The following is a 23,626-nucleotide window of genomic DNA, read 5'->3' on the forward strand; positions in this document are numbered from 1 at the left end:
ACCCGTCGTTCCGCCCTCGCGGGGGCAAAGCATATATAAGTGGAGATTGTTCCCGGTAAATCCGTCCTCATAGAAGCGCCATAACCCCCAAATCCGGCGGTATTAACGTCCAATATAGGAAAGTTTATTAAAGGAGAATCGGTAGGACATTCTGTATGGCAGACCTCATTGTCAAGGCAGCCGTCAAGGAAGCGCTCAAGGACAAGAACGTGGCCTCGGACTTCTACGACGCTCTCGACGAGGAAGTCAAGGAGCTTCTCGAAGACGCTGCTCGCCGCGCTGAGCAGAACGACCGTAAGACGGTCCAGCCCCGCGACCTGTAAATTCGGTCTTTAGACCTCTCGTTCTTTTATCGCCGGCCGAAGAGCGCCGGTTGTATCCCCGCGAAGGAAGTCGTCTCACCCCGTGAGCCGAGGCGGTCGAAGGTGTCCGTTCGAGCGCCGGACCAACGAGTCAGTATTCGGTGACTTCCACGCCGTCGTCGGTGCCGACGTAGACCGCGTCCGCGAGACCGGCGAAGATGCCGTGTTCGACTGCACCGGGGAGCGACGCGAGGTCGGCCGCGAGCGACTCGGGGTTCGGAATCGCGCCGAACTCGCAGTCGAGGACGAGGTTCCCGTTGTCGGTGACGACGGGGCCGTCCTTGCGCTCGGCGCGGCGGAGTGTCGCCTCGCCCCCGAGGTCGGCGACGCCGGCCGCGACGGTCGTCCGCGCCGACGGGAGCACCTCGACGGGGACGGCGTTCGAGAGCGTTTCTGCGGTTTTCGAGGGGTCGGCGACGACGAGAAATCGGTCGGCGAAGGCGTCAACTACTTTCTCGCGGGCGTGGGCCGCGCCGCCGCCCTTGACGAGCGCCCCGTCGGTCGTCGCCACCTGGTCGGCCCCGTCGATGGCGAGGTCGATGGCGTCCACTTCGTCGAGGTCGGCGACGGGGATGCCGCACTCGCGGGCGAGTTCGCGGGACGCGAAGGAGGTCGGGACGCCCCGAACGTCGAGGCCGTCGGCGACGCGGTCGCCGATGGCGCGGATGGCGAAGGCGGTGGTGCTGCCGGTTCCGAGGCCGACGACGGTTCCGTCTTCGACCGCTTCGACCGCCGCCTCCGCGGCGCGGCGCTTCTGCGCGTCGGTTCCGCCGGTAGTCTTCATGGCTCAGCCGACTCGGCCGACGAGTAAAAATGGTCCCGAAACCGGCGGCGTCAGAGGCGGTCTAAGACCGCGTCCGCGTCGTAGGCGAGCGAGATGGCACGGGTGCGGCCGCGTCCCTCGATTTCGGTGTATCGGGCCTCGATGACGCCCAGTTGGTCCAGTTTGTTCACGAGTTCGGAGTAGCGCGTGTAGCCGAGGCCGGTCTCCTCGTTGAACGCGTCGTACACCGCGCCGGCGCGCTCGCCGTCGTACTCGGCGACGACCCGGACGAGTTCGCGCTCGGGGTCCGAAAGCCCCTGCAGACACCGCGAGAGGTGGACGTACTTCGACTTGTCGTAGGCCGCCTCCACGTCCTCCATGTCGACCGTGCGGGAGGCGCGCATCTCGGCGTGGAGACCGGCGCGACGGAGCAGGTCGATGCCGACCCGGAGGTCGCCGCTGTCGGCGGTGAACTCCGCGACCTGGTCGAGTTCGGGCGCGCCGATAACGTCCTCGTGGAAGCCGCGCTTCGACCGCCCGCGGAGGATATCCACGATTTCGTCCACGTCGTAGCGGGGGAAGAACACCTCCTCGGGCCGGAAGACGCTCTGGACGCGCCCGTCGAGTTCGTCGATGACGTCGAGCGAGAGGTCCGACGAGATGATGATGACGCCGATGCGCGCGCCGGAGTGCGCCTCGTGGGCGCGCAACAGCGAGTAGAGCGTGTCGGACGCCTCGTTCTCGTAGAACAGGTAGTTCACGTCGTCGAGCGCGACGACGAGCACCTCGTCGTCCTCGACGAGGCGGTCGGTTATCTGGCCGAACAGTTTCTTGAACGAGATGCCCGACGACGGGGGTTCGTACTCGAAGATGTGCTCGAAGACGCGCGAGAACACCGCGTAGCGCGTCGAATCGACCTGGCAGTTCACCCGGACAGTCCGGACGCCCGACTGCGTGCCCAACTCGCCGAACAGTTTCTGGACCGCGGTGGTCTTGCCCGTCCCCGGCGGCCCACGCACCATCGTGTTCAGGGGGCGAGAGCCGCGGACCGCGGGCCGAAGCGCGTACTTCAGGCTCCGCAGTTGGCTCTCGCGGTGGTTGAACGTCTCCGGAACGTGGTCGATTTCGAAGACGTGTTCGTCGCGGAACACGGTCTCGTCCCACGACAGCATCCCCTCTTCGGGGTCCTCCCTCATCGAGTGAAGTACCACGCGCGGGGGACTTAATCGTTTACCGCGGCGGCGTCCGACGGGGGGCGGACGGGCGTCGTCTCACTCGCGGTCGGCGTCGTCGCCACGATCCGGTGGGAGGTCGCGAGCCGATACGTCACCTACTGAAGGAGCCGGGCGATTCGGTAGCCGATAGCGACGAACAGAATCAGCCCGACCGCGCCGACGCCGAGGGCGACCGGCGTTCCGCCGGTCCGCGAGAGCGCAGCCAGCGCCGGAAGCACGAATACGGACAGCACAAGGAGCCCACCGAACACCAGAAACACCAGGTACACCGCGGTCCCGAGCACGTCCCAGATGGCGTTCTTCGTGGCGTGGTAGACGAGGTCGTACTGCTGTCGTTCCTCGGGGGAGAGCGAGTCGGAGGGCACGGGCGAAGTTGTCGGTGTGCCTAAATAAATCGTGTGTCGCGGCGGGCGAGGGCGTCAGTCGAACTTCTCTAAGAGTCTGCCGTAGAAACTCGTCTCACTCTCGCCCGCTAATTTCTCCACGATTAACTCGGGCGTCGAACGCGCCAGATGGTCCTTGACGGGCGACCGATTTACCACGAGTTCGCCGTCTTCCAGTCCGACGGCCTCGATGCCGTCGACCGCGACCGACACGTCCGCCGCCTCGCGGATGCCGCCGGCGAGGTGGGAGACGAACACGGCCGCCGCGCCCTGTTCGGCGAGTTCTTCGAGGATGCCGGCGATGATTTTGGCCGACGCGCCGGGTTCGGTGATACTCTCCAGTTCGTCCACGAGAACGAGGCGGTCGGCCGCGCCGTCGGTGAGCGCGGCGAAGTCGCGGAGCGTGCTCTCGAAGGCCCCGGCGTCGAGGGTCCCCTGCGACTTGGCGTAGTAGTGGAGTTCGGAAAACCGCGAGAGGCGAACCGACTCGGCGGGGACGGGAAGCCCCATGTGCGCGAGGACGACGACGAGGCCCACGAGGTCGAGCGTCGAGGTCTTGCCCCCGCTGTTGACGCCCGAGAGGAGCGTGACGCCCGATACCTCGTAGTCCACGGGGTCGACATCCACGAAGTCCACGTCGAGGAGGGGCGAGCGGCCGGCCTCGATGGCGAACGAGCCGGCACCGTCGTCTCCGGCCGCGCCGGTGAACTCGGGGAAGACGCAGTCGAAGTCGCGGGCGAACCGAGAGACGGCGAGGCGAACGTCGAGTTCGAGCGCGTCGCGGACCAGCGTCTCCACGGGGTCGCGCAGGTCGCCGAGGTCGGCGGCGAGGCCGGCTTTCAGCTTCGCGGCGCGGCGGTCGCGGGCGGCCTTCAGTTCGGTTCGGAGGCGACCGACCGCTTCCTCGTCGTGACCGAGCGGGAACGACGGGTCCTCGGGGAACACCCGCTCCGTCAGGTCGGCCTCGCCGGGGCGGAGCGACAGCGACTCCACGAGGTGGTCGCGGGCAGCCGAAAGCGCCTCGTCGAACTCGTCTTCGAGTTCGCGCGACAGCAGGGAATCGACGCGCGCGCCCTGCTCGACGAGCGAGAGGAAGTCGGTCCCCTCGATGGTCACGTCGCGCTCGCGAATCACGTCGCGGAGGCGGTCGTTGGCGACCGATTCGGCGGTCGAGACGGCGGTGTCGAGGTCGTCCACCGCGTTCGAGAGGCGTTCGAGTTCGTCGTCGCCGAGGACGGTCCCGTCGTCGGCCAGCCGAGAGAGGGCGTCGCGGAGGGCGGCGAGGTCACACGGCGGGTCGAGTTCGGCCGCTTCGTGGACCACGGCGGCCGCCTGCAAGGCCTCGCGGTTCGCGGCGAAGAAGGCGAGCAGTCGCTCGGGGACGACCTCGTCGGTCCGCTCGGCGGCGTCGGGAAGGACGCGCACGTCACCGTCCACGTCGATGCCGGCGAACGACTCGTCGAGGACGACCACCGTCGAGTACGACCGCGCGAGTTCGGCGATGTCGCGGCCGTCCTCGACGACCTCGATAGAGAGTTCGGGAAACGCCTCCTTGGCGGCGGCGTAGCGCTCCGCGTCGGCGGTGGCGATACAGCGCTCTCGGACGCGACGCGGCTTCGGGTCTGCGAGGGGTTCGACGCCCGCCAGCGCCGCGAGCACGTCGGGGTCGGGGTCAAGGTCGGTCGCGTCGGCGGCGAACGCCCGAACCTCCTCGATGCGCGAGGCCGACCCGGTGGGAAACAGCGTCTCCAGTCGCTTCTCGGCGTACGTCGTGACCGTCCGCGCCTGCAGGAGACCGAGCGCGTCGCGGTAGATTTCCGAGGCGCGGTCGGTGGCGAGGAAGCCGCCGGGGTCGTCGTGGTCGCGGCGAATCGCCCCGCGGGCGATGGCCGCCGCCCGTCCCTCCGTGAGCCCCGGTGCCCGCGCGAGCGCCGCCACGTCGCCGTCGGTGAGCGCTCGCTCGGCGTCGTCGAGTTCCGCGAGCGCGGCGGCAGTCTTCTCGCCGACGCCCGGGATGGTCTCGAAGTCCATTCGGCCGGACCTATCGCGGCATAGGACAAAAAGTCGCGGGGTGGTGACTCCGGGACGACGCGCCGGTCGCGCCGCCGCGGGAGCGCTCGTCTCGTCCGATTCGGGGGCGCGTGCGCCCTTCGCGGTCGTTCGCGCCGGGGGCGAGGGGCTTTTGACCGTCGGCCGGGAAGGGAGGCCATGAGCGAGCGAGACGTCGCGGCGAAGGCCGACGCAGTACGTGAGGCGCTCGCGGAGCGCGAGAGCGTCCTCATCGCCTTTTCGGGCGGCGTGGACTCCAGCGTGGTCGCCGCACTCGCCCACGAGGCGCTCGGCGAGAACGCGGTCGCCTGCACCGCGAAAAGCGAGACCCTCCCGGACGCCGAGTTGGACGACGCGAAGCGCGTCGCCGAGGAAATCGGCATCGAACACCTGACCGTCGAGTTCTCCGAGTTGGACAACCCCGACTTCGTCGCCAACGACGACGACCGGTGTTACCACTGCCGGACGATGCGCCTCGGCCGGATGTACGAGGCCGCCCGTAACCGCGGCATCGAGGCCGTCTGCGACGGGACCAACGCCTCGGACCCCGGCGAGGGCCACCGTCCCGGCCTCCGTGCCGTCGAGGAGTTAGAGGTGCTGTCGCCGCTTTTAGCCCACGACATCACGAAAGAGGAGGTCCGCGCCATCGCCGACGACTACGACCTGTCGGTCGCCGACAAGCCCTCCATGGCCTGTCTCTCCTCGCGGATTCCGACCGGCCTCGAAGTCACCGAAGAACGGCTCTCTCGGGTCGAACGCGCAGAGACGATTCTCCGGACGTGGGGCTTCGAGCAGTTCCGCGTCCGCGACCACGACGGCCTCGCTCGCATCGAGGTCGCACCAGAGGAACTCGACCGCGCTCTCGACGCCGACTTCGTCCGCGCCGCCCGCGACCACCTGAAGGACGCCGGCTTCGACCACGTCACGCTGGACCTCCACGGCTACCGGACCGGGAGCGTCAGCCCCGCGGCCGAGGCGGACGACGACGCGGGCGACGACGACCTTCTCGTGGACGACGTGTTCGCGCAGGACTACCCGATGCGGAAGTAACTGAGAGACAGCAGTCAGAAACTCGGACCAAACCGCCGAATCGGCCTACGTCGTCAGAAAGCGCGTCTCGTTCTCGGCGACGACGTGGAGTAACGGGTCGTCACCGTCGTCGCTCAGTTCGACTTCGAACTCACACAGCCCGCCGTTGTCGAGCGGTTGCGACAGCATCGTCTCGACGATGTCCAGTCCCTTCACCTCGCCGAGCGACAGCCGAATCGGCGCGCCGTGGCTGACGACGAGCACCGTCTCGTCGGCGTCGAGCGAGTCGGCCAGCCCCTCGTGGGCGTTGAGGACGCGGCGGCGGACCTCGACGAGGCTCTCGCCGCTCGGGGGGCGCTCGCGGGCGGCGGGCGCACCGACCGCCGAGAGGGCGTACTGCGGGTACCGGTCGGTGAGTTCGTCGAACTCCAGTCCCTGCAGCGAGCCCACGTCGCGCTCGCGCCACGCCGAGTCGAGGACCGGTTCGAGGCCGAGTTCGCGGGCGACGGGACGGGCGGTTTCTTGGGCGCGTTCGATGTCAGAGGAGACGAGGCGGTCGACCTCGTAGGAGTCCGCGACGTGGCGCGCAAGGGCGTCGGCCTGCGCGCGGCCACGCTCGGTGAGCGACACAGGGGCCCACCCCTGTACGCGCCCGGCGCGGTTCCACGTCGTCTCGCCGTGTCTGGCGAGAAGGAGGGTTGCCATACGTCCGTCTCATCCCCCACCGGCAATGAACGTTCCGCGCGAGATTCACGGTCTCAGCGCGCCAATTGTTAGGTATGGCACACGAACTCGTCACGAGCATCGAGATAGACGCCCCGCCCGAGCGGGTGTGGGAGACCCTCGTCGATTTCGACCAGTATCCCGAGTGGAATCCCTTCATGCGAATCGCCGGGCGGCCGAACGAGGGTGCGACGCTCACCGTCCACCTGCGACCGCCGGGCGGCCGCGAGTCGGAGTTCGAACCCGACGTAGTCTACTGCGAGAAGCACCGCGAACTGCGCTGGCTCGGCCACCTCGTCTTCCCGGGGCTGTTCGACGGTGAACATCGGTTCCACCTCGAACCGCTCGACGGCGGCGAGCGAACCCAATTCGAGCACGCCGAGACGTTCTCGGGCGTCCTCGCCGGACTCCTGTTGCGGTTCGTCGGCGAGCAGACGCGGGCGGGGTTCGTCGCCATGAACGAGGGACTGAAGACGCGTGTCGAGGGAGCGGTCGCGGCCGAGAAGCGGGAGGCGGCGGAGTCGTCGGACGTGGCGTGATTCCCCGCAGTCACCGGGAGATTCGGTGCGCTACAGCGACTCGCCGCAGAAACGGCAAGTGTCCCGGTCGGCTTCCTCCAGCGAGTGGCAGTTCGGACAGGTGACGGTCTCGGTGCGGGCGGAAGGGATGCCGTTCGGCGACCGCGACTGACCCGCGCGGCGGCTCACTCCGGGTTCGTCGCGCCCGAGGTTGAGGTACAGCGCCAATCCGAGAATCCCGCCGACGAACACCGAGAGGCCCCAGAGGAAGGCGTTGTGCGAACTGTGTCTGGTCGCGTCGATGCCGGCCCAGACACTCACGGCGAACCAGAGCGGGAGGGCGACCACCGACAGGGCGACGAGGTCGACCATCGTGTGTATATTCTAACCATTCTGAGATAGGTCTTCTGAACGGTCGGCGGTCGGCAGTCGGCAGAAACGAGGAGGAACAACCGGGCCGAGGGAGAAACGAGAAAAAGCGAGAATCCGGTCAGTTTCCGGTCCAACGTAAGGCCGCGAGCGTCCCCTCGAACAGGACAATCATCGTCGCGCCGATGATGATCGGGGCCATCCCGGTCGGGTCGGGGCTGACGAGGAACGCGAGGCCGAGGAACGCGCCCCAGAACAGCAGACGGCGGTCTTCGAGCCACTGCCGGGTGACGAGGTTCATCATGATGGCCAGTTCCACGAACAGCGGAATCTGGAAGACGACCGCCATGTAGCCCATCAGGATGAGGATGAGGTTGAACGTCTCTTTGAGACCGAACGCGACGACGGCGGTCCCCTCGGTGTAGGAGGTGAAGTACGCGAATATGGCCGGGAGCACCACGAAGTGCGCGAAGAGGACACCGACGAGCGCGAGGATGAGGCTCGTCGGCACGGCCGCGAGGTAGTACTTGCGCTCTTTCGGGTAGAGGCCGGGACGCATGAACAGGTACGTCTCGTAGACGAACACGGGGAGGCCGATGACGGTGCCGGCGAGGCCGGCGACCTTCAGTTTGGTGAGGATGAGTTCGAGCGGACCGTAGAGCCGCGGCCGGCGGTCCACGATGGTGTCCGCGCCGGGGATGTGGGAGTTCCAGAGGAAGTTGATAACGTCGGTCGCGCTCGGGATGTGGATGCCGAAAGCGGCCTGCGTGTCCACGAGCGCGTTGAGGATGTCCGCGCCGGGGAAGAGCACGAGCGTAATCGCGCCGGCGACGCCGAGGACGACCGCCAGCCGGCGAATCATCTCCTCGATGTGCGCGGTCAGCGGCATCTCCTGGTCGCTCTCGGGTGCCTCGCCGACGAGGCCACCAACGTCTTCGTCGTCGAAGTCGTCGCCCTCGAACTCGGGGTCGTCGAACTCGGCGTCCTCGACGGAGACGGACGACGGAGCCACGCCGCCCACCTCGTCTTCGCCGGTCAGCGCCGGGGTCGCGCCGTCGGCCGCCGCGTCCGGGTCGGCGTCGTTGGCCGACTCGTCGCTCGAGTCATCGTACGTCCCCTCGGGCACGTGCGAGGTGTGTTCGTCGTCGGCGAGGAGACGCGGTTCGTCGTCGGAGTTGTCGGCATCGTCGCTATCACCGGTACTTCCGGAAGAATCACCATCAGCGTCGGAGTCCTCGACACCGTCGTCCGAGTCGGAATCGTCCGCGTCGTCTTCGGAATCAGAATCGTCCGCGTCGCTTTCGGGGGCCGCATCAGTGTCGGCGTCGCCGGCGTCGTCTTCCGTCTCGTCGGTATCGGTGTCGTCGGAAGCGTCGTCGGCAGACCCGTCGGTAACGGTCTCGTCTCGCGGGGTGACTCGACCGTAAACCGGACCGTCGGACGACGAAGCCCCGTCGTCGTCAGACTCGTCGGACGAGCGCTGGTCGGCGTCGTCCGAGGCGTCCGTCTCGTCGTCGGCCGCAGAGAGCCCTGTGTCGCGCTCCTCGTCCGCCATTCAGGTGTCCTACGCTTCCGGCCAGTTATAGGTCTTTTCGCATCGCGCCGAGGAGGCGCGTCGAGGGAGTCGAAATCACGCCCGCGGTGAAAAAGATTGATAACCGCCAGACTGCTTTCGCCACGTACGTATGTCCAGCGCCCTCGACGAGGACACCCAACAGACCATCGCGGCAGGCCGCGAGACCGCCGGTGCGATGCTCCGAGCGGCGCAAAAAGACCTCCAGAAGGTCTTTATCGTCTTCCTCGTCGGGTTCCTCGGTACGTTCTACGCGCTCCGACTCTACGTCTGGGAGTTCTTCCGCGGCGTGACCAAGGCACAGATGGACGCCAGCATCGCCGGCGACGTCAGCATCATCGCCCAGACGCCGTTCGACGTCATCCTCTTGCAGGCGAAAATCGGCCTCGTCGTTGGGGTTCTCTTCGCGCTCCCGCCGTTCATCTACGTCTCGCGGGACGCGCTGAAAGCCCGGGGCGCGTGGCCGAAATCGCCCGTCGCGCCGTGGAAACTCGCACTCATCGGGCTGACGATGGTCGTGCTGTTCGCCGCGGGCGTCGCCTACGGCTACTTCGTCTTCTTCCCGTTCACGTTCGCGTTCCTCGCGCAGAACGCGCTGTCGGCCGGATTCACGCCGAGTTACTCCATCGTGAAGTGGGCGCAGTTTATTTTCCTGCTCACGCTCTCGTTCGGTCTCGCGAGCCAACTCCCGCTCGCGATGACCGCGCTCTCCTACGCCGAAATCGTCCCCTACGAACTGTTCCGCGACAAGTGGCGCCACGCCGTCGTCGGCATCTTCGCGTTCGGCGCGCTGTTCACCCCGCCGGACCCGTTCACCCAAATCATGTGGGCGGTACCCGTCATCACGCTGTACGCCTTCAGCCTCTATCTCGCCCGCGTGGTCGTCACGGCCAAGCGCGGCAGCGAGAAGATGGACATCAAGGCGACGGCGACTCACCACTGGAACCTCCTCGCTGGCGTCGCCGTCGTCGGCGGCCTCCTCGTCTACGCCTTCTACGAGTACGGCGGCGTCGGCCTCGTCAACAACGGACTCGCCGCGGTCGGAAGCGACTACGTGTTCCTCGACCCCGGCACGGGACTCGTGTTGGGCGCGTTCGTCGTCGCCGGCGGTGTCGTCGGCCTCGCGCTCGGGCTCGCCTACCTCGTCTACCGCGACATCCAGCGGCTCGAACGGACCGAAATCGGCGTCGGTGACCCCTCGAAACTCGACCTCTCCGCGCTCGACGTGGCGGGCGTCCGCGCCGCGCCGCCCGAGGTCTTCGCCGACCGCGACGAAGACGAGATTATGAGCCTCGCGTCCGCCGCAATCGACGACGGCGACAAGGCCAAAGCGCAGGCCCTCATCGACCGGTTCGACGAGGCCGAAGCGGACCGCGAGGCTGAGGCGGCCGACGCCGAAGACGAGCCGGGCGAACTCGAAGACCGGACGACCCGCGCGGGCGGCGCGTTCTTCTCCGAACTGACCGGGGGCGAGACCGACGAGGACGACGTCGGCGGCTACTACACCGACATCGCGTTCATCGTCGACTCCGTCACCTCGCGGGCGTTCTGGGTCGTCGGCTGGTTCATGCTCGTCCTCGCGACGACGTTCGGCTGGCTCTACACGGGCGGCATCAGGGACGTCTACGAGGACTTCCTCGGCCGACTCCCCGCCGCGGTGACGCCCGAGGAGGTGCTCAACGTCGTCGCGCTTCACCCGATGGAAGCGCTCATCTTCGAGGTGAAGTTCTCGACGATTCTGGCCGTGCTGGCGACGCTTCCGCTCGTCGCGTACTTCGCGTGGCCCGCGCTCCGCGAGCGCAACATCATCCGCAAGCGCCGCCGGACCGTCTTCCTGTGGACCGGCGCGCTCGCCGGCGGTCTCCTCGGCGGCTTCGCGCTCGGCTACAGCTACGTCGCGCCGACAGTCATCACGTTCCTCGTCGAGGACGCCATCGCGGCGAACATGATAATCTCCTACCGCATCACCAACTTCTTCTGGCTCATCTTCTTCACCACCGCGGGTATCGGCCTCCTCGCCGACATCCCCATCCTGATGGTGCTTCTCAACACCGCCGGCATCAGCTACCGGATGATGCGGAAGCGCTGGCGCGAGGTCACGGTGTTCATCCTCGCCATCTCGGCGGTGTTCACCCCCGCGAGCATCACGACGATGTTCATGGTGACGCTCCCGCTGATGGCCGCCTACGGCATCGGTCTCGGCATCCTGTTCGTGCTGACGGTCGGCGGCCGGCGCGACCTCTCGCCCGCCCGCGGCGCGGCGGAGTGAGGGCGGTCCTCGAAGCGACCGCCGCGCCGACTCACCGGCCCGAAAACGCGCCAAATATCGCCGCTGAGACCGTTGAAAAGGCGTTAAGTATTCTCGTGAGAATCGCAGAGTATGGCCAAGATAAGCGTCGAGATTCCCGACGAACTGCTCGCTGACTTAGACGAGCACGTCGGCGACGACAGGAAATTCGTGAACCGGAGCGATGCGGTTCGGGCGTCTATCCGGAAGACGCTCGATATCCTCGACGAGATAGACGACCGACACAACCGACTCGTCGAAGATGAGTGAGGGGCGGTCGGCCGTCGGGCAGGTCGCCCTCGTCGGCCTGTTCGTCACCGCGCTGACGACGGCGCAGTTGACGGCGTCGAAACTGCTCGCGATTCCCCTGCCGGCCGCAATCGGCGAACTCCCGTACGTCGGCGCGGCCATCCTGATGCCGGGGGCGGCGCTGGCGTACGCGCTCACCTTCTTCGCGTCCGACTGCTACTCCGAACTGTACGGTCGCCGGGCGGCACAGGTCATGGTGAACGTCGGCTTCGTCATGAACTTCGTCCTCCTCGGCCTCGTCTGGAGCACCATCGCCGCACCCGCCGCGGACCCCGAGTTCGCCGGGCAGTTCGCCACGGTGCTCTCGTCGGGGACGAACATCGTCGCCGGGAGCCTGCTCGCGTACCTCGTGAGCCAGAACTGGGACGTCATCGTCTTCCACGGCATCCGCGACATGACCGACGGCGCGTTCCTCTGGCTCCGCAACATCGTCTCGACGGCGACGAGTCAGGCCATCGACACGGTCATCTTCGTCGGCGTCGCGTTCTACGTCGCGCCGACGGTCCTCGGTATCGGCGACCCGTTCGAGTGGAACGTCCTCGTCGGCCTCGCCGTCGGCCAGTATCTCCTGAAACTCCTCATCGCAGTCGTGGACACCCCGTTCGTCTACGGGGTCGTCGCGCTCCTGCGCGACGACGAGTCCTCGACCGACGGCTGGGTCGCGGACTGAGGCGTTCTCGGGACGACGGACGGCTTATCTCTTTTGGTAGCATACCACACGGTGTATGGCCGACGAGCACCGCCACAGGCTCACCGAACGGGACGGGATGGAGATGGGGGTTCGCTGTCCGAACTGCGGGACGTACACGTCGTTCGGCGATATCCTCGCCACCGGAGCCTGCCGCGGGGGTTGGAAGGGGTGCCGGACGGGGCTTCGCCTCGACCTCGTGGTGTACGACTGAAAAAGACGGTGCGGCGATGAGACGCTGCGGCGCGGAGCCGGCGAGAGCGACAGCGTACGCTCAGACCGCCGTGTCAGTGCCCGACGGGTCGTTCAGGTAGAGGTACGCCGCCGCGACGGCGAAAACCGCCTCGCCGCCCTTCGAGAGAATCGCCATGTCGCTGACCCGTCCGCTCATGACGACCCAGGCGACGATTTGAGCGAGCGCGAACGCGATGGCGACGAGGTAGAACTCGCGCCGCCAGAACCTGCTCAGGTAGACGGCGGTACCCGCGAGGAAGCCGACGCCCGCGAGGACGAACAGCACCGCCTGTGTCTGGTCGAACTGGAGCAACATCGGGGCCATCGAGAGGTGGACGTACGCCGACGCCAACGCCCCGGCGATAGCGACGTACGGGACGATGCCCGACGGAAGGCCGGTGAACAGGGGTCGCGACTCGGCGGTCGTGGTATCTGCTGACATGGGGACTCACGAACAAAATCGTGTCAACTGATAATAATTCTTGCCCGAAGTTAGGCACAAATTCCGCCGAGAACGAGACCGGGTGACGCGGGAGTCAAAACTGCGGGAACCCGGCACGCTCAGTCGTCGATTGGCTCGGCGAAGGCGAACCGCGGTTTCACGTCGGTGACGCGGACCGTCGGGGTGTCGCCCGCCTCCGTGCCGGAGACGAACAGGGTGAAGTCCTCGACCTTGGCGATGCCGTCTCCCTCGCTGCCCACGTCGACGATTTCCACGTCGAGTTCGTCGCCCTTCCGAACCGGCGCGGTGAGGAAGTGCTTGCCGACGAGGTACTGCTCGGAAGAGCTATCGCGCGAGGCGTCGGGGCGCATCGACCGAACGTACTGGAACTCCCGTTCCATGTCGGCGCGGAGGTCCGCGACGTCCGGGCCGTCGAACACCTTCACGGCGAAGTCGCCGCCGGTCGCCAACAGTTCCTGTGCGACCTCGAACGCCTGCCGGGCGAGGTAGACAGAGCGAGCGTGGTCCAGCGAGTACTCGCCGGTCATGTTCGGCGCCATGTCGGAGACGACGGCGTCGGCCCCGCGCTCGCCGATGACGGCCGTCAGCTCTTCTTTCGTCTCGTCTTCGGTCATGTCGCCGCGAATCGTCTGGACGTTGTCGCGGTCGATGCCGCGGATTCGCTGGAGGTCGACGCCGACGACCTTGCCGTGGTCGCCGACCGCCTCAGAGGCGACCTGCAGCCACCCACCCGGGGCGGCACCGAGGTCGACGACGGTGTTGCCGGGGCCGAACAGCCCCGCGTCCCCGTCGAGTTGTTTCAGCTTGTAGGCCGAGCGGGCGCGGTAGCCCTCCTGTTTGGCCTTGTTGTAGTAGTGGTCCTTGCGCGCCATGGTCTTGACATCAGTAGCGTATCAGGCCGTATACCGGCTTCGGCTTGCGCCGTGAATCGTGCGGAACCATGCCACGTCACGGGAGCCACGGACGTCGAGGCGGCCGGGCTCAGTCGTCGCCGACGAGTTCGTCGAACAGCGCCGAGACGCGCCCCTCGATGTCGTCGCGAATCGCCCGAACCGCATCGAGGTCCTGTCCGTCTGGGTCATCGAGGTCCCAGTCGCGAGCGTCGCCGCGCCACGTCATCGGGCAGATTCCCTCTGCCGAACAGCCCATCGTGACGACGATGTCCACGCCCATAATCTCGTCTTGGTCGATTGCGCGGGGCGTCTCGTCGGCGAGGTCGAACCCCTCCTCGCGCATGACTTCGACGACCTCGTCGTGGACGTGGTCGGCGGGGTCGGTGCCGCCGGTGACGACCTCGATTCGGTCGCCGACGCCGCGCTCGTCGCGCTCCCGGCGGGCGAAGGCCGTCGCCATCTGGCTCCGGCCGGCGTTCTGGACGCAGACGAAGGCGACGCGGGTCGAAGTCGCGTCGGCGTCGGCGTCGTCGCTCATCTCTCGGCACCTCGTCGGCGGGCGGCTGGCTTCGTCTCGTTGTTCCCCATGACCAGGGGTTACACAATCAGCTATTTGAGTGCTTTGAAGCCCGAAACCCCCGAAATCGACGGTTTAGCTATGTACGAAAATAGTGACAAAAACACACATGGGGAGCCGACGGGAGCGGTGGGGTACTCGCGGGAGCGCGCACGCGGGAGAGCGTGCGAACATCATATTGCGATGAGTCCAAATCAGGAGTATTTTTAAGACCGCTGTCGTACGACGGCACATATGTTCAAGGCCATCGTGAGCGCCGCGACGCTCCGGGACGCGCTCGACTCCGTGAGCGTCCTCGTCGACGAGTGTAAGATTCGACTCAACGAGGAGAGTCTCTCCATCCGCGCCGTCGACCCCGCGAACGTCGGCATGGTGGACCTCACGCTCGACGCGGCGGCGTTCGAATCCTACGAAGCCGACGGCGGCGTCATCGGCGTCAACCTCTCGCGCCTCGAAGAGGTCGCCGGGATGGCGGGCTCGGGCGACCTCATCCACCTCACGCTCGACGAGGAGACGCGCAAGCTCAACATCCGTATCGACGGGCTGTCGTACACGCTCGCGCTCATCGACCCCGACTCGATTCGCCAGGAACCCGACATCCCGGACCTCGACCTCGCCGCGAACATCGTCCTCGAGGGGACGCACCTCGACCGCGGTATCAAGGCGGCCGACATGGTCTCCGACCACATCCGCCTCCGCGTCGACGGCGCGGAAGAGACGTTCCACATCGAGGCCGAAGGCGACACCGACGACGTGGACCTGTCGCTTCCCCCCGCGGACCTCATCAGCATCGAAGCCGGCGCTGCCGACTCGCTGTTCTCGCTGGACTACCTGAAGGACATGAACAAGGCGATTCCGACCGACGCCGAGGTCACCGTCGAACTCGGCGAGGAGTTCCCTGTCAAGCTTCACTACCAGATCGCGGAAGGGATGGGCACCATCACGTACATGCTCGCCCCGCGCATCCAGAGCGACTGAGCGGACGTTTCGGCCACCGCGTCGTTCACCGACCATCCGAGCCGTCCCACTCGCTTCTCCTGACTCCTACCGGTCAGCGACGGCGTCGGCCGTCTCGTCCCGGCACCAGTACGGCAGTCGAACCGTCGCCGTCGTGCCGGTGTCGCCGCGACCCGTTGACTCGTCGGTCGCGTCGTCTTTCTCACCGTCCGTCTCGTCCCGCCCGTCTCTCACGTCGAAGGAGAGGTCGCCGCCGAGCGCGTCGACCGTCCACCGGACTGCCCAGAGACCGAGGCCGCTGCCGTGTTGGAGCGGCGACTCGCCGCCGGTCTCGACCACGGAGCGCTCGTAGTCGGGGACGCCCGGGCCGTCGTCTTCGACGACGACGACGAGGTCGGCGTCGGCGGCCCGGACCGACACGGAGACGGTCGGGTCGTCGCCGCCGTGTTCGAGCGCGTTCTCGACGAGTTCGCGGACGAGGAGCTTCGCCGCCGATTCGCTCCCGGAGACCGACAGCGACTCGGGGGCGTCCACGTCGACCGAGCCGGCGTCGAACTCCGCGCGGACCTCGGTGACGCAGGTTCGGACCGTCTCGGCGACGTCGAATCGGCTGCCGCCGTCGATGCCGGCCATGACTCGCTCGACGGTCCGGGCCTTCTCGCCGAGCGAGAGGAGCTTGTTCGACCGCGCCCGTATCGTGTCGGTGGGGTCGCGCTGGTCCGCCGGGAGCCGCTCTGCGAGCATGTCGGCGTAGCCGATGACGACCGTCATGTCGTTTCTGAGGTTGTGCCGGAGGACGCGGTTGAGGACTTCGAGCCGCTGTCGGCGGCGGACCCGCCCCGTCACGTCGGAGACGGTGACGGTCCTGCCGAGCCGGCGGCCGTGTTGGTCCGTGACCGGCGAGAGTGTCACCTCGTAGGTCCGGCGGCGGCGGTCGACCGTCACGTCCACGAGCTGTCGGTCCTCGTCGAGGTCGACCCCCGGAAGCACTGACGACAGCGGGTCGAACGCCGAGGCCGGGTCGAGGTCGAGGAGCGACGAGGCGGTCTCGTTGGCGTCGACCACGCGGTGCTCGCGGTCGAGGACGAGAATACCCACGGCCACGTCGTCGATAGCGGCGCGGCGGCCGAGCCGACCGGTCGCCGGCGAGAGCCCGAACAGCTGGAACCGGTAGAGCGCGTGGCCGAACGTCGCACCCGTCACCGCGAGCGCGATGGGCGTGAAGTTCACCATCTGAAGCGGGCCGATGCCGAAGGTGTGGGCGACGTGGGCGACCGTCGGCGCGGTCGAGCCGATGGCGAGGGTGACCGCCTGCTCACGGTAGTGCGAGAGCCGTTCGACCAGCATCTCGATGACGAGGACCAATCCGGAGCCGATGATGACGTAGCCGTACACCGCGTGGAGGTAGTACCAGAGGCTCGGGTCGAACCGCACCGTGGCCGCACCGAACACCGGGTCGATGTGGTAGTTCGTCCACAGCAAGCCGTGGCTCGGGTTCGTGGCGAGCGCGACGACGGTGGCGGTCGGAAACACGAGGAGTCCGGCGATGAGCCGTCGCGAGAGGAGTTCGCCGCGGCCGGTGTAGGAAAGCGAGAACGCGAACCACGCGGGCGCGATGACGGCCTGCGCGACGTCGATGGGGATTTGGAACCAGAATCGGAGCGCGGGGTCGAACACCGTGAGCGCGACGCCGTAGGAGCCGGCCCAGAGCGCCGCCGAAAACAGGAGGACCGACAGCGACTTCGAACCGGGTTCGGTACCCTCGCGCCAGGCGACGACCGCGATGGAGACGGAGACGAGCGCCGCGACGAGGCAGAGGACGACCAGCGGCGAGACGGCGACGACCGAAGGCACGGGTAGACCTCAGACTCGGCGCTCGTAACACTTGCGGGCCGCGGCGAAATTCGAGCGACGGTTTACCCGCGTCTCGGCCGCGGTGTCGTGTCGCGGCCGCGGCACGCAGGACCACTCAGGGCGCGTCCACTTCCGCCCGCGACCGGCGCGCTACGGACGCGAGGACGTAGACCACGGGCACGATGAGCGCGGCCCCGACGACGAACGGCGACCAGTACGCGAGGACGTACAGCACCGCCATCGACGGCGGGCCGAGCGTCCGGCCGAGGCTTCCCGCGCCCTGCGTGACGCCGAAGGCGTTGCCCTGCTGGTCGGCCGACGCCGACGTGGAGACGAGCGTCGACAGCGAGACGTTCAACATCCCGTTGCCGAACGACAGCAGCGCCCCGACGAAGAGGAGCGCCACGAGTTCGCGGGTGAGCCACGGTGGGCCGCCGACCGCGGGGAGCACCGCCCCGATGTCGGGCGAAAAGGGGAGCAACGCGAGCGAGAGTAGGAGCCCGACCGCGCCGACGACAGCCAGTTTCGCCTCCGAGTACCGCCGGGCGAGTCGGCCGACGACGACCCCCTGGTTCAGCGTGCCGAGCAAGCCGATGTAAGTCAGAAACAGCGCCGTCTCAGTCTCGCCGTAGCCGTACACGTCGGCCGCGAAGGGGATGAACATGACCTGAATCCCCGAGAAGGCGACCGAGACGACGAAAAAGGAGACGACGAGCCCCCGGAGGTCGTCGTCGTCGAGGGCGGTGCGGAACTGCGAGACGAGCGTCGTCGCGGGCGTACCGGCCGGCGCGCGGGTGCGCTCGGGTTCGCGCAGGAAGACGAACGCGAAGCCGAGGCTCACGAGGCTCAACGCCGCCGCGGTGAAACTCGGCAGGGAAAAGCGCGTCGCGGGCACGAACGACGGGAGCAGGTCGCGGGCGAGCGCGACCACCGGGTCGGACGCCATCAGCCCGCCGATTGCCGGGCCGAAGATGAACCCGAGACTGAACGACGCGCCGACGAGACCGAGCGCACCGGCCCGCCGCGCAGGCGGCGTGATGTCGGCGATGTACGCCTGCGCCGTGGCGATGTTGCCGCCCATCGCGCCCGCGAGCATCCGCGAGGCGAACAGCGTCGCCACCGCGAGCCCCGTCCCGAACAGCAGGTCGATTTCGCCGGCGACGCCGAAGACGGTCCACGCGAGGACGCTCCCGACGAGCGATAGCATGATGACCGGCCGGCGGCCACGCTGGTCGGAGATGCGGCCGAGGACTGGCGCGAAGAGGAACTGCATGAGCGAGTACGACGCAGCCAAGAGGCCGATGTACACGTCGCTGACGCCGAAGCTCCGGACGTAGAACGGTAGGATAGGAATGACGACCCCGAACCCGAGGAGGTCGATGAAGACGACGGCGATGACGACCGCGAGGGCGCGGCGCGTTCCCCGCGACTCCTCGGGGAACTCGGCGTCGGGAGAGACGGCGGACTCGGGGGCACTCACGACACTACACAGGTTCGAGAAGCGCCTAACGGTTGCGCCGGGGTTCTGGAGACTGAGGTCGACGCTCAGGAACGGTATCTGTCGATGACGCGCTTGGCCGAGACGGCCTTCTCCTTCCAGCCGTAGCCCGCGTCGTAGACGTGGCGCTTCTTCTCGACGAGTTCGGCGGGCGTCGCCTCCTCGAAACCGCCACGGTCCCACGAGCCGGTGTCACGGAGCCAGTTGACGACGTTCTCGCGCGTCTCGGGCCACGACAGGCCGACCATCTCGTACCACGCTATCATGGCGAAGACGGCGTTGTCGTGACAGCCGGGGACGCTCCCGTACTGGTGGAGCGTCCGCATCGGCTCCCGGGTCGGCTCGGACACCTCCTCTCTGAACTCCTCGGCGGTGAGGAGCCGAAGGACGCCCGAGTTCGCTTCCGACACCCGCTCGTCGCGCTTGAGTCGGCGGAGCGCGGCCTGCTGGAGCGGCCCCCACTCGCCCGGCGCTTCGCGGCGGAGCGTCTCCTCGTCGCACGGGCCGCCCGCGAGGACGGAGATGATGTCGACGTAGGCCCGCTCGACTTCGACCCACGGCGTCCCCTCGAAGCGGCAGTCGGCGTCGTGGAGACTGGTCGTGGCGCGGCAGTCCGGACACGGGTAGTCGAAGTGCGGCACGTGAGAGCCTGAGGAAGTGGTCGGTAATAGGTTGTGTGATGCGCCGTCGTCGCGACGAGGGCTGTGACGGGCTCACGCGACCCGTGCGCCACCGCCGAATCCGTCGCGTTTATCGGTGGGCACCCGGAACGTGGCGGTATGCGGATGCGCCCGCTCCACGCCCGATACCCGTTCTTCGCCGCGGCCAGAGAGGCGGTCGAATCGGCCGACGTCGCCATCGCGACGCTCGTCGCCGAGGACGCCCCGGCCGTCGAGCGTGGCGTCGAGCGCGTCGAGCGCGCCCTCATGGAGGGCACCGTCGAGCCCGACCCCGACGAGGCCTACGGGTGGGACACCCAGACGGAACTGCTCTCGTACCCCATCTCGCGCATCATCGTCTCGCTCGTCGAGACGCCCGCGGCGGTGGACAAGTACGCCCGCGCCGAGGCCGACACGGCCTACGAGCGCATGCTCGCCGACTTCGACGCCGGCGACGACGACGTCCACGGCGATGCCCGCGCGAACCTCGACGACTTCCTCCGCGAGTTCGACCTCGACGGCGCGGTGCGGGCCGAATCGAACCGGAACCGGAACAGCCGCCGCGCGCCCGACCATTACTGGGTCGACGTGGGGCCGTACCTCACTTACTCCGACACCGACTGGGGCGCGGACTGGCGACTCGTCAACCGCTCGCTGGCCGACGGCGCGGTTCGCGTCACCCGCGAGGAGCTCTCGGAACTGCTCCGCGAGGCGGCCCGCCGCCGGGTCGCCGAGGGGCTTCCCTTCGCCGTCCGCGGGAGCGACGCCGGCGACCGACTCGCCGACGCGCTCAAACCCCACGTCGAGCGCCTGCGGAACCTGCTTTCGGACCGCGGCGCGGTCAACGTCGTCTACGTCGACTCGGTGGACCCCGACCACTTCCCGCCCTGCGTCGAAGCGCTGTTGGCGCGGGCGCAGGACGGCGAGGACCTCCCGAACGAGGCGGCGTTCGCGCTCGCGGCGTTCCTCGTCGGCGTCGGCCTCGAACCCGAGGCGGTCGGGGGCGTCGTCGGCGACGCGAACGCCGAGGAGTTGCAAAAGCTGGCGACCGTCCTCTCGGACTCCAGCGGGTCGCAGTACGCGCCGCCGACCTGCGAGACGATGCAGGCGTACGACCTCTGTGTGAACCGCGACGACCGCTGTGACACCATCAAGCACCCGATGAAGTACTTCGAGACGGCGACGAACGACGCGGACGCGGCCGCCGCGGACGAAGCCGCCGACTGACAGGGAAAGGGAGACGGGAGACATTCCTGCGGGCCGTCAACAGACCGCCGAGCGCCGCCGCTGCGCGTCGAGCGCTGGCGTGGCGACGACCGGGCCGCCGAAACCGACCGACCGGGTTAGGAAGAACGCGACAGCCAAACGCCGATACCAGCCATCACGAGGACGAACGCCGTGATAGCGCCGACGAGTGCGAACCCGCCGGTGGAGATGAGTCCACTCTGGTTGTAGGTCGCACCGATGCCGACGATGAGGGCGATAAACACCCCGACCGCGACGATGGAGACGGCAATCTTCCGCCGCATCTCCGCTTCGATAGCCATGCGACGACGTATCCGCGGCCGTTCTAAAAGGTCTTCGATGGGCGGATGCCCGACGAGAGCCACTCACGCGCCCGATTTTCCACGTGAAACGAGGGTTTAGGTCGTTCGAGAACCTATACACAGGTAACGGAAACTGACCCCGGACAGCCGCTGGTAGGGTCGGAATCCCGCACCACCATGACGCACATCGCACACACACCCGCGTCGACTCGCCGCCCGGTGCGCCGCAAGACCACACTCCCGTCCGACGGACTGGCCGGTCGCGCCCGCCGCGCCCGCGTCGAACCGATGGCCGTCCGGCCGCTCCGCGACGGTCGCTACGTCGTCGAAACCGACGGCGGCACCTACGTCGTCGACGTGGAGGCGCGCACCTGTACCTGCCCAGACAACGCCATCCGGCACGCCCGCTGTAAGCACCTCCGCCGGGTCGCCATCGAAATCACCCGCGGCGAAGTTCCGCCGCCGGGCCGCCGGAGCGCCACCTGCGCCGTCTGCGGCGACGAGACGTTCGTCCCGATGGACGCGACGGGGCCACAGCTCTGTCCCGACCACGAACACCGCGCCGGCGACCTCGTCCACGACCGCGAGAGCGGGAGCCTCCTCGTCGTCACGCGGGCGCTCGGCACCCGCGCCGACGAGACGCCGACCGAGACGGGACGTCTCGTCTCGGAGTACGAGAGCAACCGCGACTACGGCGACCACGAACCGGCCTTCGAGGCCGTGTATCTGGACTCGCTGCCGGTGAACGCCGGCCTCGCCGACCTCGGCGAACTGCACGCCTACCGGTTCCCCGCCTCGCGGCTCAGCCGCGTCGAGCGCGGGTTCGTCGGCGCTCGCACGCTCGGCGAGCGACTCGCTCGGGCGTGAGCGAACGCGGAGGATTAAGGAACTCGCGTCGCGGCCTCAGTCGCCGCCGAGTTTGGTCTGGGTCGGACCGCCGGTGAACGACTCGAAGTCCTCGCCTTCCGCCAGCGCCGTCTCCTTTTTCACCCGGTAGTTCCCGCCGTCGGTCACGTAGAGGTCGCCGGGGTGGAAGAAGTACCAGTCCTCGCGGTCGAATCGGACGGCGATGCGGGCCTTCGCGCCGAAGTTCCGCGAGAAGTAGACGAGCGCTTCGACCTCCTCGCCGCTCAGGTAGATGGGGCGACCGCTGGAGGACTTCGCCTCGATAGCGTAGAAGACCTCGCCGTTGCCCGCGAGCACGTCGGGGAGTTCGCGCGTCGTCGCGCTCCCGGAGGCGGGCGCGCGCATGACGGCGAACCCGGCCTCGTCGAGAGCGTTGACGAGTTCGCGCTCGCGTCGGTCTCCCTTTCTGTTCGAAGACATGGTCTGGAGTCGGCCGCGGGCGGTGATAAATGGGACGACCGGCGTCCGGGAGCGCAGTTGCCCCGGCACGGCGCGGTGTCACTCGAAAAGCGGGACGGCCTCTCCCCACAGCGCCCGGAACTGGCGGTCGAACTCGCCGACGACGCCCGCGTCCGTCACCACGACGACGCCGAGGCGGTCGGCGGCGGACTGTGGGTGCGGAATATCGACCGACGCGACCGTCCCGTCGACGACGTCGAACGAGACCGGCAGCTGCGGCAGGGTCCGGGCTCGAACCGTCTGCGGCTTCGACGCCACGAGTTCCCGAAACTCGTCGGGGAGCGAGTCGAGCACGGCGTCGCTGAGGAGCAACGATACGTCGAGGTCGTCGCGAGCGCCCTCGAAGAACGCGTCGAACTCCGTGCGGAGCGTCTCCCACGAGGCCCGCTCGTACGGCGGACCGACCGCGGCCGAGACGGACTCGGTCGCCGACCGCACGTGTTCGTGCATCGCCGTCCGCATCTCGTCGCCCCCGAGGCGGCCGAGCCAGACGCTCCCGTCGGCCGGCGGTGTCGGCAAGAGGTTCGACCGGACCGCGTCGGCCACGTCGCGATACCGTGTCCACTCCTCGCGCAGTTCCGCGGCGCGCTCGGCCAGCAGTCGCTCGACCGCCGCGGCCGGGGCGACGGCGACGTACCGCGTCGGCTGGGTCGACTGCGTGCGGACCAGCCGGCGCGACCGAAGCCCGTTGAGCACGTCGTAGACCCGGCCGTTCGGGACGCCGCTCGCGTCCGAGACGGTCGCGGCCGTCGCGGCACCCGTGACGAGGAGCGTCCGATAGACCTTCTCCTCGTAGTTCGACAGGCCGAGTTCCCCGAGTTCGGTCATAGGCGGGACTCCCTCGCCCACAAGTTAGTATTTTGATGTTTCTTGGCCGGCCGCGAGCAACGAACCGCAAGTGGCGGGCGATTGCAGAACGCTCATCCGGGTCGTGGCGGGACCGACGGACATGAACCCGTACGTGTTACTCGCCGGCGCAATCGCGTCGGAACTCGTCGGAACGACCGCGCTCAAACTGTCCGCGGGGTTTTCCAAGCCCGTGCCGAGCCTCGGCGTGGTAGTCGGCTACGGTCTCGCGTTCTACCTCGTCTCGCTGACGCTCGAAGAGCTCCCCATCGGTGTGGTGTACGGGACGTGGGCCGCGCTGGGCATCGTCGGCGTCGCGGCCATCGGCGTCGTCGTGTTCGACGAACCGGTCGACCTGACGGGCGTCGTCGGCCTGCTTCTCATCCTCGCCGGAATCTACTGCGTCAACGTCCTCTCGGAGATGGCCGCGCACTGACGCCGGCGT

Annotated in this window: 27 protein-coding genes; 11 read left to right on the top strand and 16 right to left on the bottom strand. The window is 67.8% G+C overall.

The genetic code is table 11. From position 1 onward, the window contains the following. Nucleotides 1-155: 155 nt before the first annotated feature. The gene (locus C5B90_RS06865) at nt 156-323 is read left to right on the top strand and encodes a DUF1931 family protein (RefSeq protein WP_004045310.1); all 168 of its coding nucleotides are present in this window, start codon (nt 156-158) and stop codon (nt 321-323) included. Between the two features lie 130 nt (nt 324-453). Here the strand turns inward: C5B90_RS06865 and rpiA are convergent, their stop codons facing one another. From rpiA to C5B90_RS06885, 4 genes are all read right to left on the bottom strand, one after another. After that, nucleotides 454-1,146, bottom strand: coding sequence for a ribose-5-phosphate isomerase RpiA (gene rpiA / locus C5B90_RS06870; RefSeq protein WP_115880121.1), 693 nt, complete (start codon nt 1,144-1,146; stop codon nt 454-456). Nucleotides 1,147-1,196: 50 nt separating this feature from the next. Next, complete coding sequence (locus C5B90_RS06875) at nt 1,197-2,321, bottom strand: ORC1-type DNA replication protein (protein WP_004973842.1); 1,125 nt, start codon at nt 2,319-2,321, stop codon at nt 1,197-1,199. Nucleotides 2,322-2,455: 134 nt separating this feature from the next. Beyond that, nucleotides 2,456-2,725, bottom strand: a complete 270-nt coding sequence (locus C5B90_RS06880; RefSeq protein WP_115880123.1) for a hypothetical protein — start codon at nt 2,723-2,725, stop codon at nt 2,456-2,458. 54 nt (nt 2,726-2,779) lie between these two features. Then, on the bottom strand, nt 2,780-4,774 hold the full coding sequence (locus C5B90_RS06885) for an endonuclease MutS2 (protein ID WP_115880125.1): 1,995 nt from the start codon (nt 4,772-4,774) through the stop codon (nt 2,780-2,782). 177 nt (nt 4,775-4,951) lie between these two features. On the opposite strand from C5B90_RS06885, the gene larE reads away from it, so the two are divergent. Continuing rightward, entirely contained in the window at nt 4,952-5,842 is an 891-nt protein-coding gene (larE, locus tag C5B90_RS06890; RefSeq protein WP_115880127.1) for an ATP-dependent sacrificial sulfur transferase LarE, read from the top strand. A gap of 45 nt (nt 5,843-5,887) precedes the next feature. Here larE and C5B90_RS06895 read toward each other — a convergent pair whose 3' ends face one another. Further along, nucleotides 5,888-6,526 carry a histidine phosphatase family protein gene (locus C5B90_RS06895; protein ID WP_115880129.1) on the bottom strand — a complete coding sequence of 213 codons (639 nt, stop codon included), beginning with the start codon at nt 6,524-6,526 and terminating at the stop codon, nt 5,888-5,890. A gap of 74 nt (nt 6,527-6,600) precedes the next feature. Here C5B90_RS06895 and C5B90_RS06900 point away from each other — a divergent pair, with 74 nt between their 5' ends. Further along, a complete protein-coding gene (locus C5B90_RS06900) occupies nt 6,601-7,083 on the top strand; it encodes an SRPBCC domain-containing protein (protein WP_115880131.1) in 483 nt (160 codons plus the stop codon). Between the two features lie 30 nt (nt 7,084-7,113). Here the strand turns inward: C5B90_RS06900 and C5B90_RS06905 are convergent, their stop codons facing one another. Then, nucleotides 7,114-7,434, bottom strand: coding sequence for a hypothetical protein (locus C5B90_RS06905; RefSeq protein ID WP_115880133.1), 321 nt, complete (start codon nt 7,432-7,434; stop codon nt 7,114-7,116). A gap of 118 nt (nt 7,435-7,552) precedes the next feature. Beyond that, a complete protein-coding gene (locus C5B90_RS06910) occupies nt 7,553-8,986 on the bottom strand; it encodes a twin-arginine translocase subunit TatC (protein ID WP_115880135.1) in 1,434 nt (477 codons plus the stop codon). Between the two features lie 130 nt (nt 8,987-9,116). Here C5B90_RS06910 and C5B90_RS06915 point away from each other — a divergent pair, with 130 nt between their 5' ends. From C5B90_RS06915 to C5B90_RS20775, 4 genes are all read left to right on the top strand, one after another. Continuing rightward, the gene (locus tag C5B90_RS06915; protein ID WP_115880137.1) at nt 9,117-11,273 is read left to right on the top strand and encodes a twin-arginine translocase subunit TatC; all 2,157 of its coding nucleotides are present in this window, start codon (nt 9,117-9,119) and stop codon (nt 11,271-11,273) included. A gap of 111 nt (nt 11,274-11,384) precedes the next feature. Then, the gene (locus C5B90_RS06920; protein WP_115880139.1) at nt 11,385-11,561 is read left to right on the top strand and encodes a ribbon-helix-helix domain-containing protein; all 177 of its coding nucleotides are present in this window, start codon (nt 11,385-11,387) and stop codon (nt 11,559-11,561) included. Beyond that, nucleotides 11,554-12,270: a queuosine precursor transporter gene (locus C5B90_RS06925; protein ID WP_115880141.1), complete on the top strand. Its 717-nt coding sequence runs from the start codon at nt 11,554-11,556 to the stop codon at nt 12,268-12,270. The genes C5B90_RS06920 and C5B90_RS06925 overlap by 8 nt, the downstream gene beginning before the upstream one ends. 55 nt (nt 12,271-12,325) lie before the next feature. Next, nucleotides 12,326-12,502: a hypothetical protein gene (locus C5B90_RS20775; protein WP_004968931.1), complete on the top strand. Its 177-nt coding sequence runs from the start codon at nt 12,326-12,328 to the stop codon at nt 12,500-12,502. A 60-nt stretch (nt 12,503-12,562) separates the two neighbouring features. On the opposite strand, the gene C5B90_RS06930 is transcribed toward C5B90_RS20775, so the two are convergent. The 3 genes from C5B90_RS06930 to C5B90_RS06940 all read right to left on the bottom strand — a co-directional run bounded on the left by C5B90_RS06930 (nt 12,563) and on the right by C5B90_RS06940 (nt 14,416). Beyond that, entirely contained in the window at nt 12,563-12,964 is a 402-nt protein-coding gene (locus tag C5B90_RS06930; protein WP_115880143.1) for a hypothetical protein, read from the bottom strand. A 119-nt stretch (nt 12,965-13,083) separates the two neighbouring features. Further along, nucleotides 13,084-13,857: a 23S rRNA (uridine(2552)-2'-O)-methyltransferase gene (locus C5B90_RS06935; RefSeq protein WP_058568340.1), complete on the bottom strand. Its 774-nt coding sequence runs from the start codon at nt 13,855-13,857 to the stop codon at nt 13,084-13,086. Nucleotides 13,858-13,966: 109 nt separating this feature from the next. Next, entirely contained in the window at nt 13,967-14,416 is a 450-nt protein-coding gene (locus C5B90_RS06940) for a low molecular weight phosphatase family protein (RefSeq protein ID WP_115880145.1), read from the bottom strand. 273 nt (nt 14,417-14,689) lie between these two features. Here C5B90_RS06940 and C5B90_RS06945 point away from each other — a divergent pair, with 273 nt between their 5' ends. Further along, nucleotides 14,690-15,433, top strand: coding sequence for a DNA polymerase sliding clamp (locus C5B90_RS06945; RefSeq protein WP_004065599.1), 744 nt, complete (start codon nt 14,690-14,692; stop codon nt 15,431-15,433). A 66-nt stretch (nt 15,434-15,499) separates the two neighbouring features. On the opposite strand, the gene C5B90_RS06950 is transcribed toward C5B90_RS06945, so the two are convergent. From C5B90_RS06950 to C5B90_RS06960, 3 genes are all read right to left on the bottom strand, one after another. After that, nucleotides 15,500-17,266: a histidine kinase N-terminal 7TM domain-containing protein gene (locus C5B90_RS06950; protein WP_115880147.1), complete on the bottom strand. Its 1,767-nt coding sequence runs from the start codon at nt 17,264-17,266 to the stop codon at nt 15,500-15,502. Nucleotides 17,267-17,381: 115 nt separating this feature from the next. Continuing rightward, nucleotides 17,382-18,746, bottom strand: a complete 1,365-nt coding sequence (locus C5B90_RS06955; protein WP_115880149.1) for an MFS transporter — start codon at nt 18,744-18,746, stop codon at nt 17,382-17,384. A 65-nt stretch (nt 18,747-18,811) separates the two neighbouring features. Beyond that, nucleotides 18,812-19,405, bottom strand: coding sequence for a hypothetical protein (locus tag C5B90_RS06960; RefSeq protein WP_115880151.1), 594 nt, complete (start codon nt 19,403-19,405; stop codon nt 18,812-18,814). 144 nt (nt 19,406-19,549) lie between these two features. Here C5B90_RS06960 and C5B90_RS06965 point away from each other — a divergent pair, with 144 nt between their 5' ends. Next, nucleotides 19,550-20,650 (top strand): DNA primase, encoded by a 1,101-nt coding sequence (locus C5B90_RS06965; RefSeq protein ID WP_115880613.1) that lies wholly within the window; start codon nt 19,550-19,552, stop codon nt 20,648-20,650. A 116-nt stretch (nt 20,651-20,766) separates the two neighbouring features. On the opposite strand, the gene C5B90_RS06970 is transcribed toward C5B90_RS06965, so the two are convergent. Then, nucleotides 20,767-20,970, bottom strand: a complete 204-nt coding sequence (locus C5B90_RS06970; RefSeq protein WP_004973872.1) for a hypothetical protein — start codon at nt 20,968-20,970, stop codon at nt 20,767-20,769. A 219-nt stretch (nt 20,971-21,189) separates the two neighbouring features. On the opposite strand from C5B90_RS06970, the gene C5B90_RS06975 reads away from it, so the two are divergent. Then, nucleotides 21,190-21,837, top strand: a complete 648-nt coding sequence (locus C5B90_RS06975; protein WP_058568417.1) for an SWIM zinc finger family protein — start codon at nt 21,190-21,192, stop codon at nt 21,835-21,837. Nucleotides 21,838-21,873: 36 nt separating this feature from the next. Here the strand turns inward: C5B90_RS06975 and hjc are convergent, their stop codons facing one another. Both hjc and C5B90_RS06985 read right to left on the bottom strand, forming a co-directional pair. Next, nucleotides 21,874-22,296, bottom strand: coding sequence for a Holliday junction resolvase Hjc (gene hjc, locus C5B90_RS06980; RefSeq protein ID WP_007275553.1), 423 nt, complete (start codon nt 22,294-22,296; stop codon nt 21,874-21,876). Between the two features lie 78 nt (nt 22,297-22,374). After that, a complete protein-coding gene (locus C5B90_RS06985) occupies nt 22,375-23,163 on the bottom strand; it encodes a TrmB family transcriptional regulator (protein WP_115880153.1) in 789 nt (262 codons plus the stop codon). A gap of 121 nt (nt 23,164-23,284) precedes the next feature. Here C5B90_RS06985 and C5B90_RS06990 point away from each other — a divergent pair, with 121 nt between their 5' ends. Then, nucleotides 23,285-23,617: a multidrug efflux SMR transporter gene (locus C5B90_RS06990; protein WP_115802708.1), complete on the top strand. Its 333-nt coding sequence runs from the start codon at nt 23,285-23,287 to the stop codon at nt 23,615-23,617. The last annotated feature ends 9 nt before the right edge of the window (nt 23,618-23,626 follow it).

It is taken from the genome of Haloferax sp. Atlit-12N (assembly GCF_003383095.1).
GTDB lineage: Archaea > Halobacteriota > Halobacteria > Halobacteriales > Haloferacaceae > Haloferax.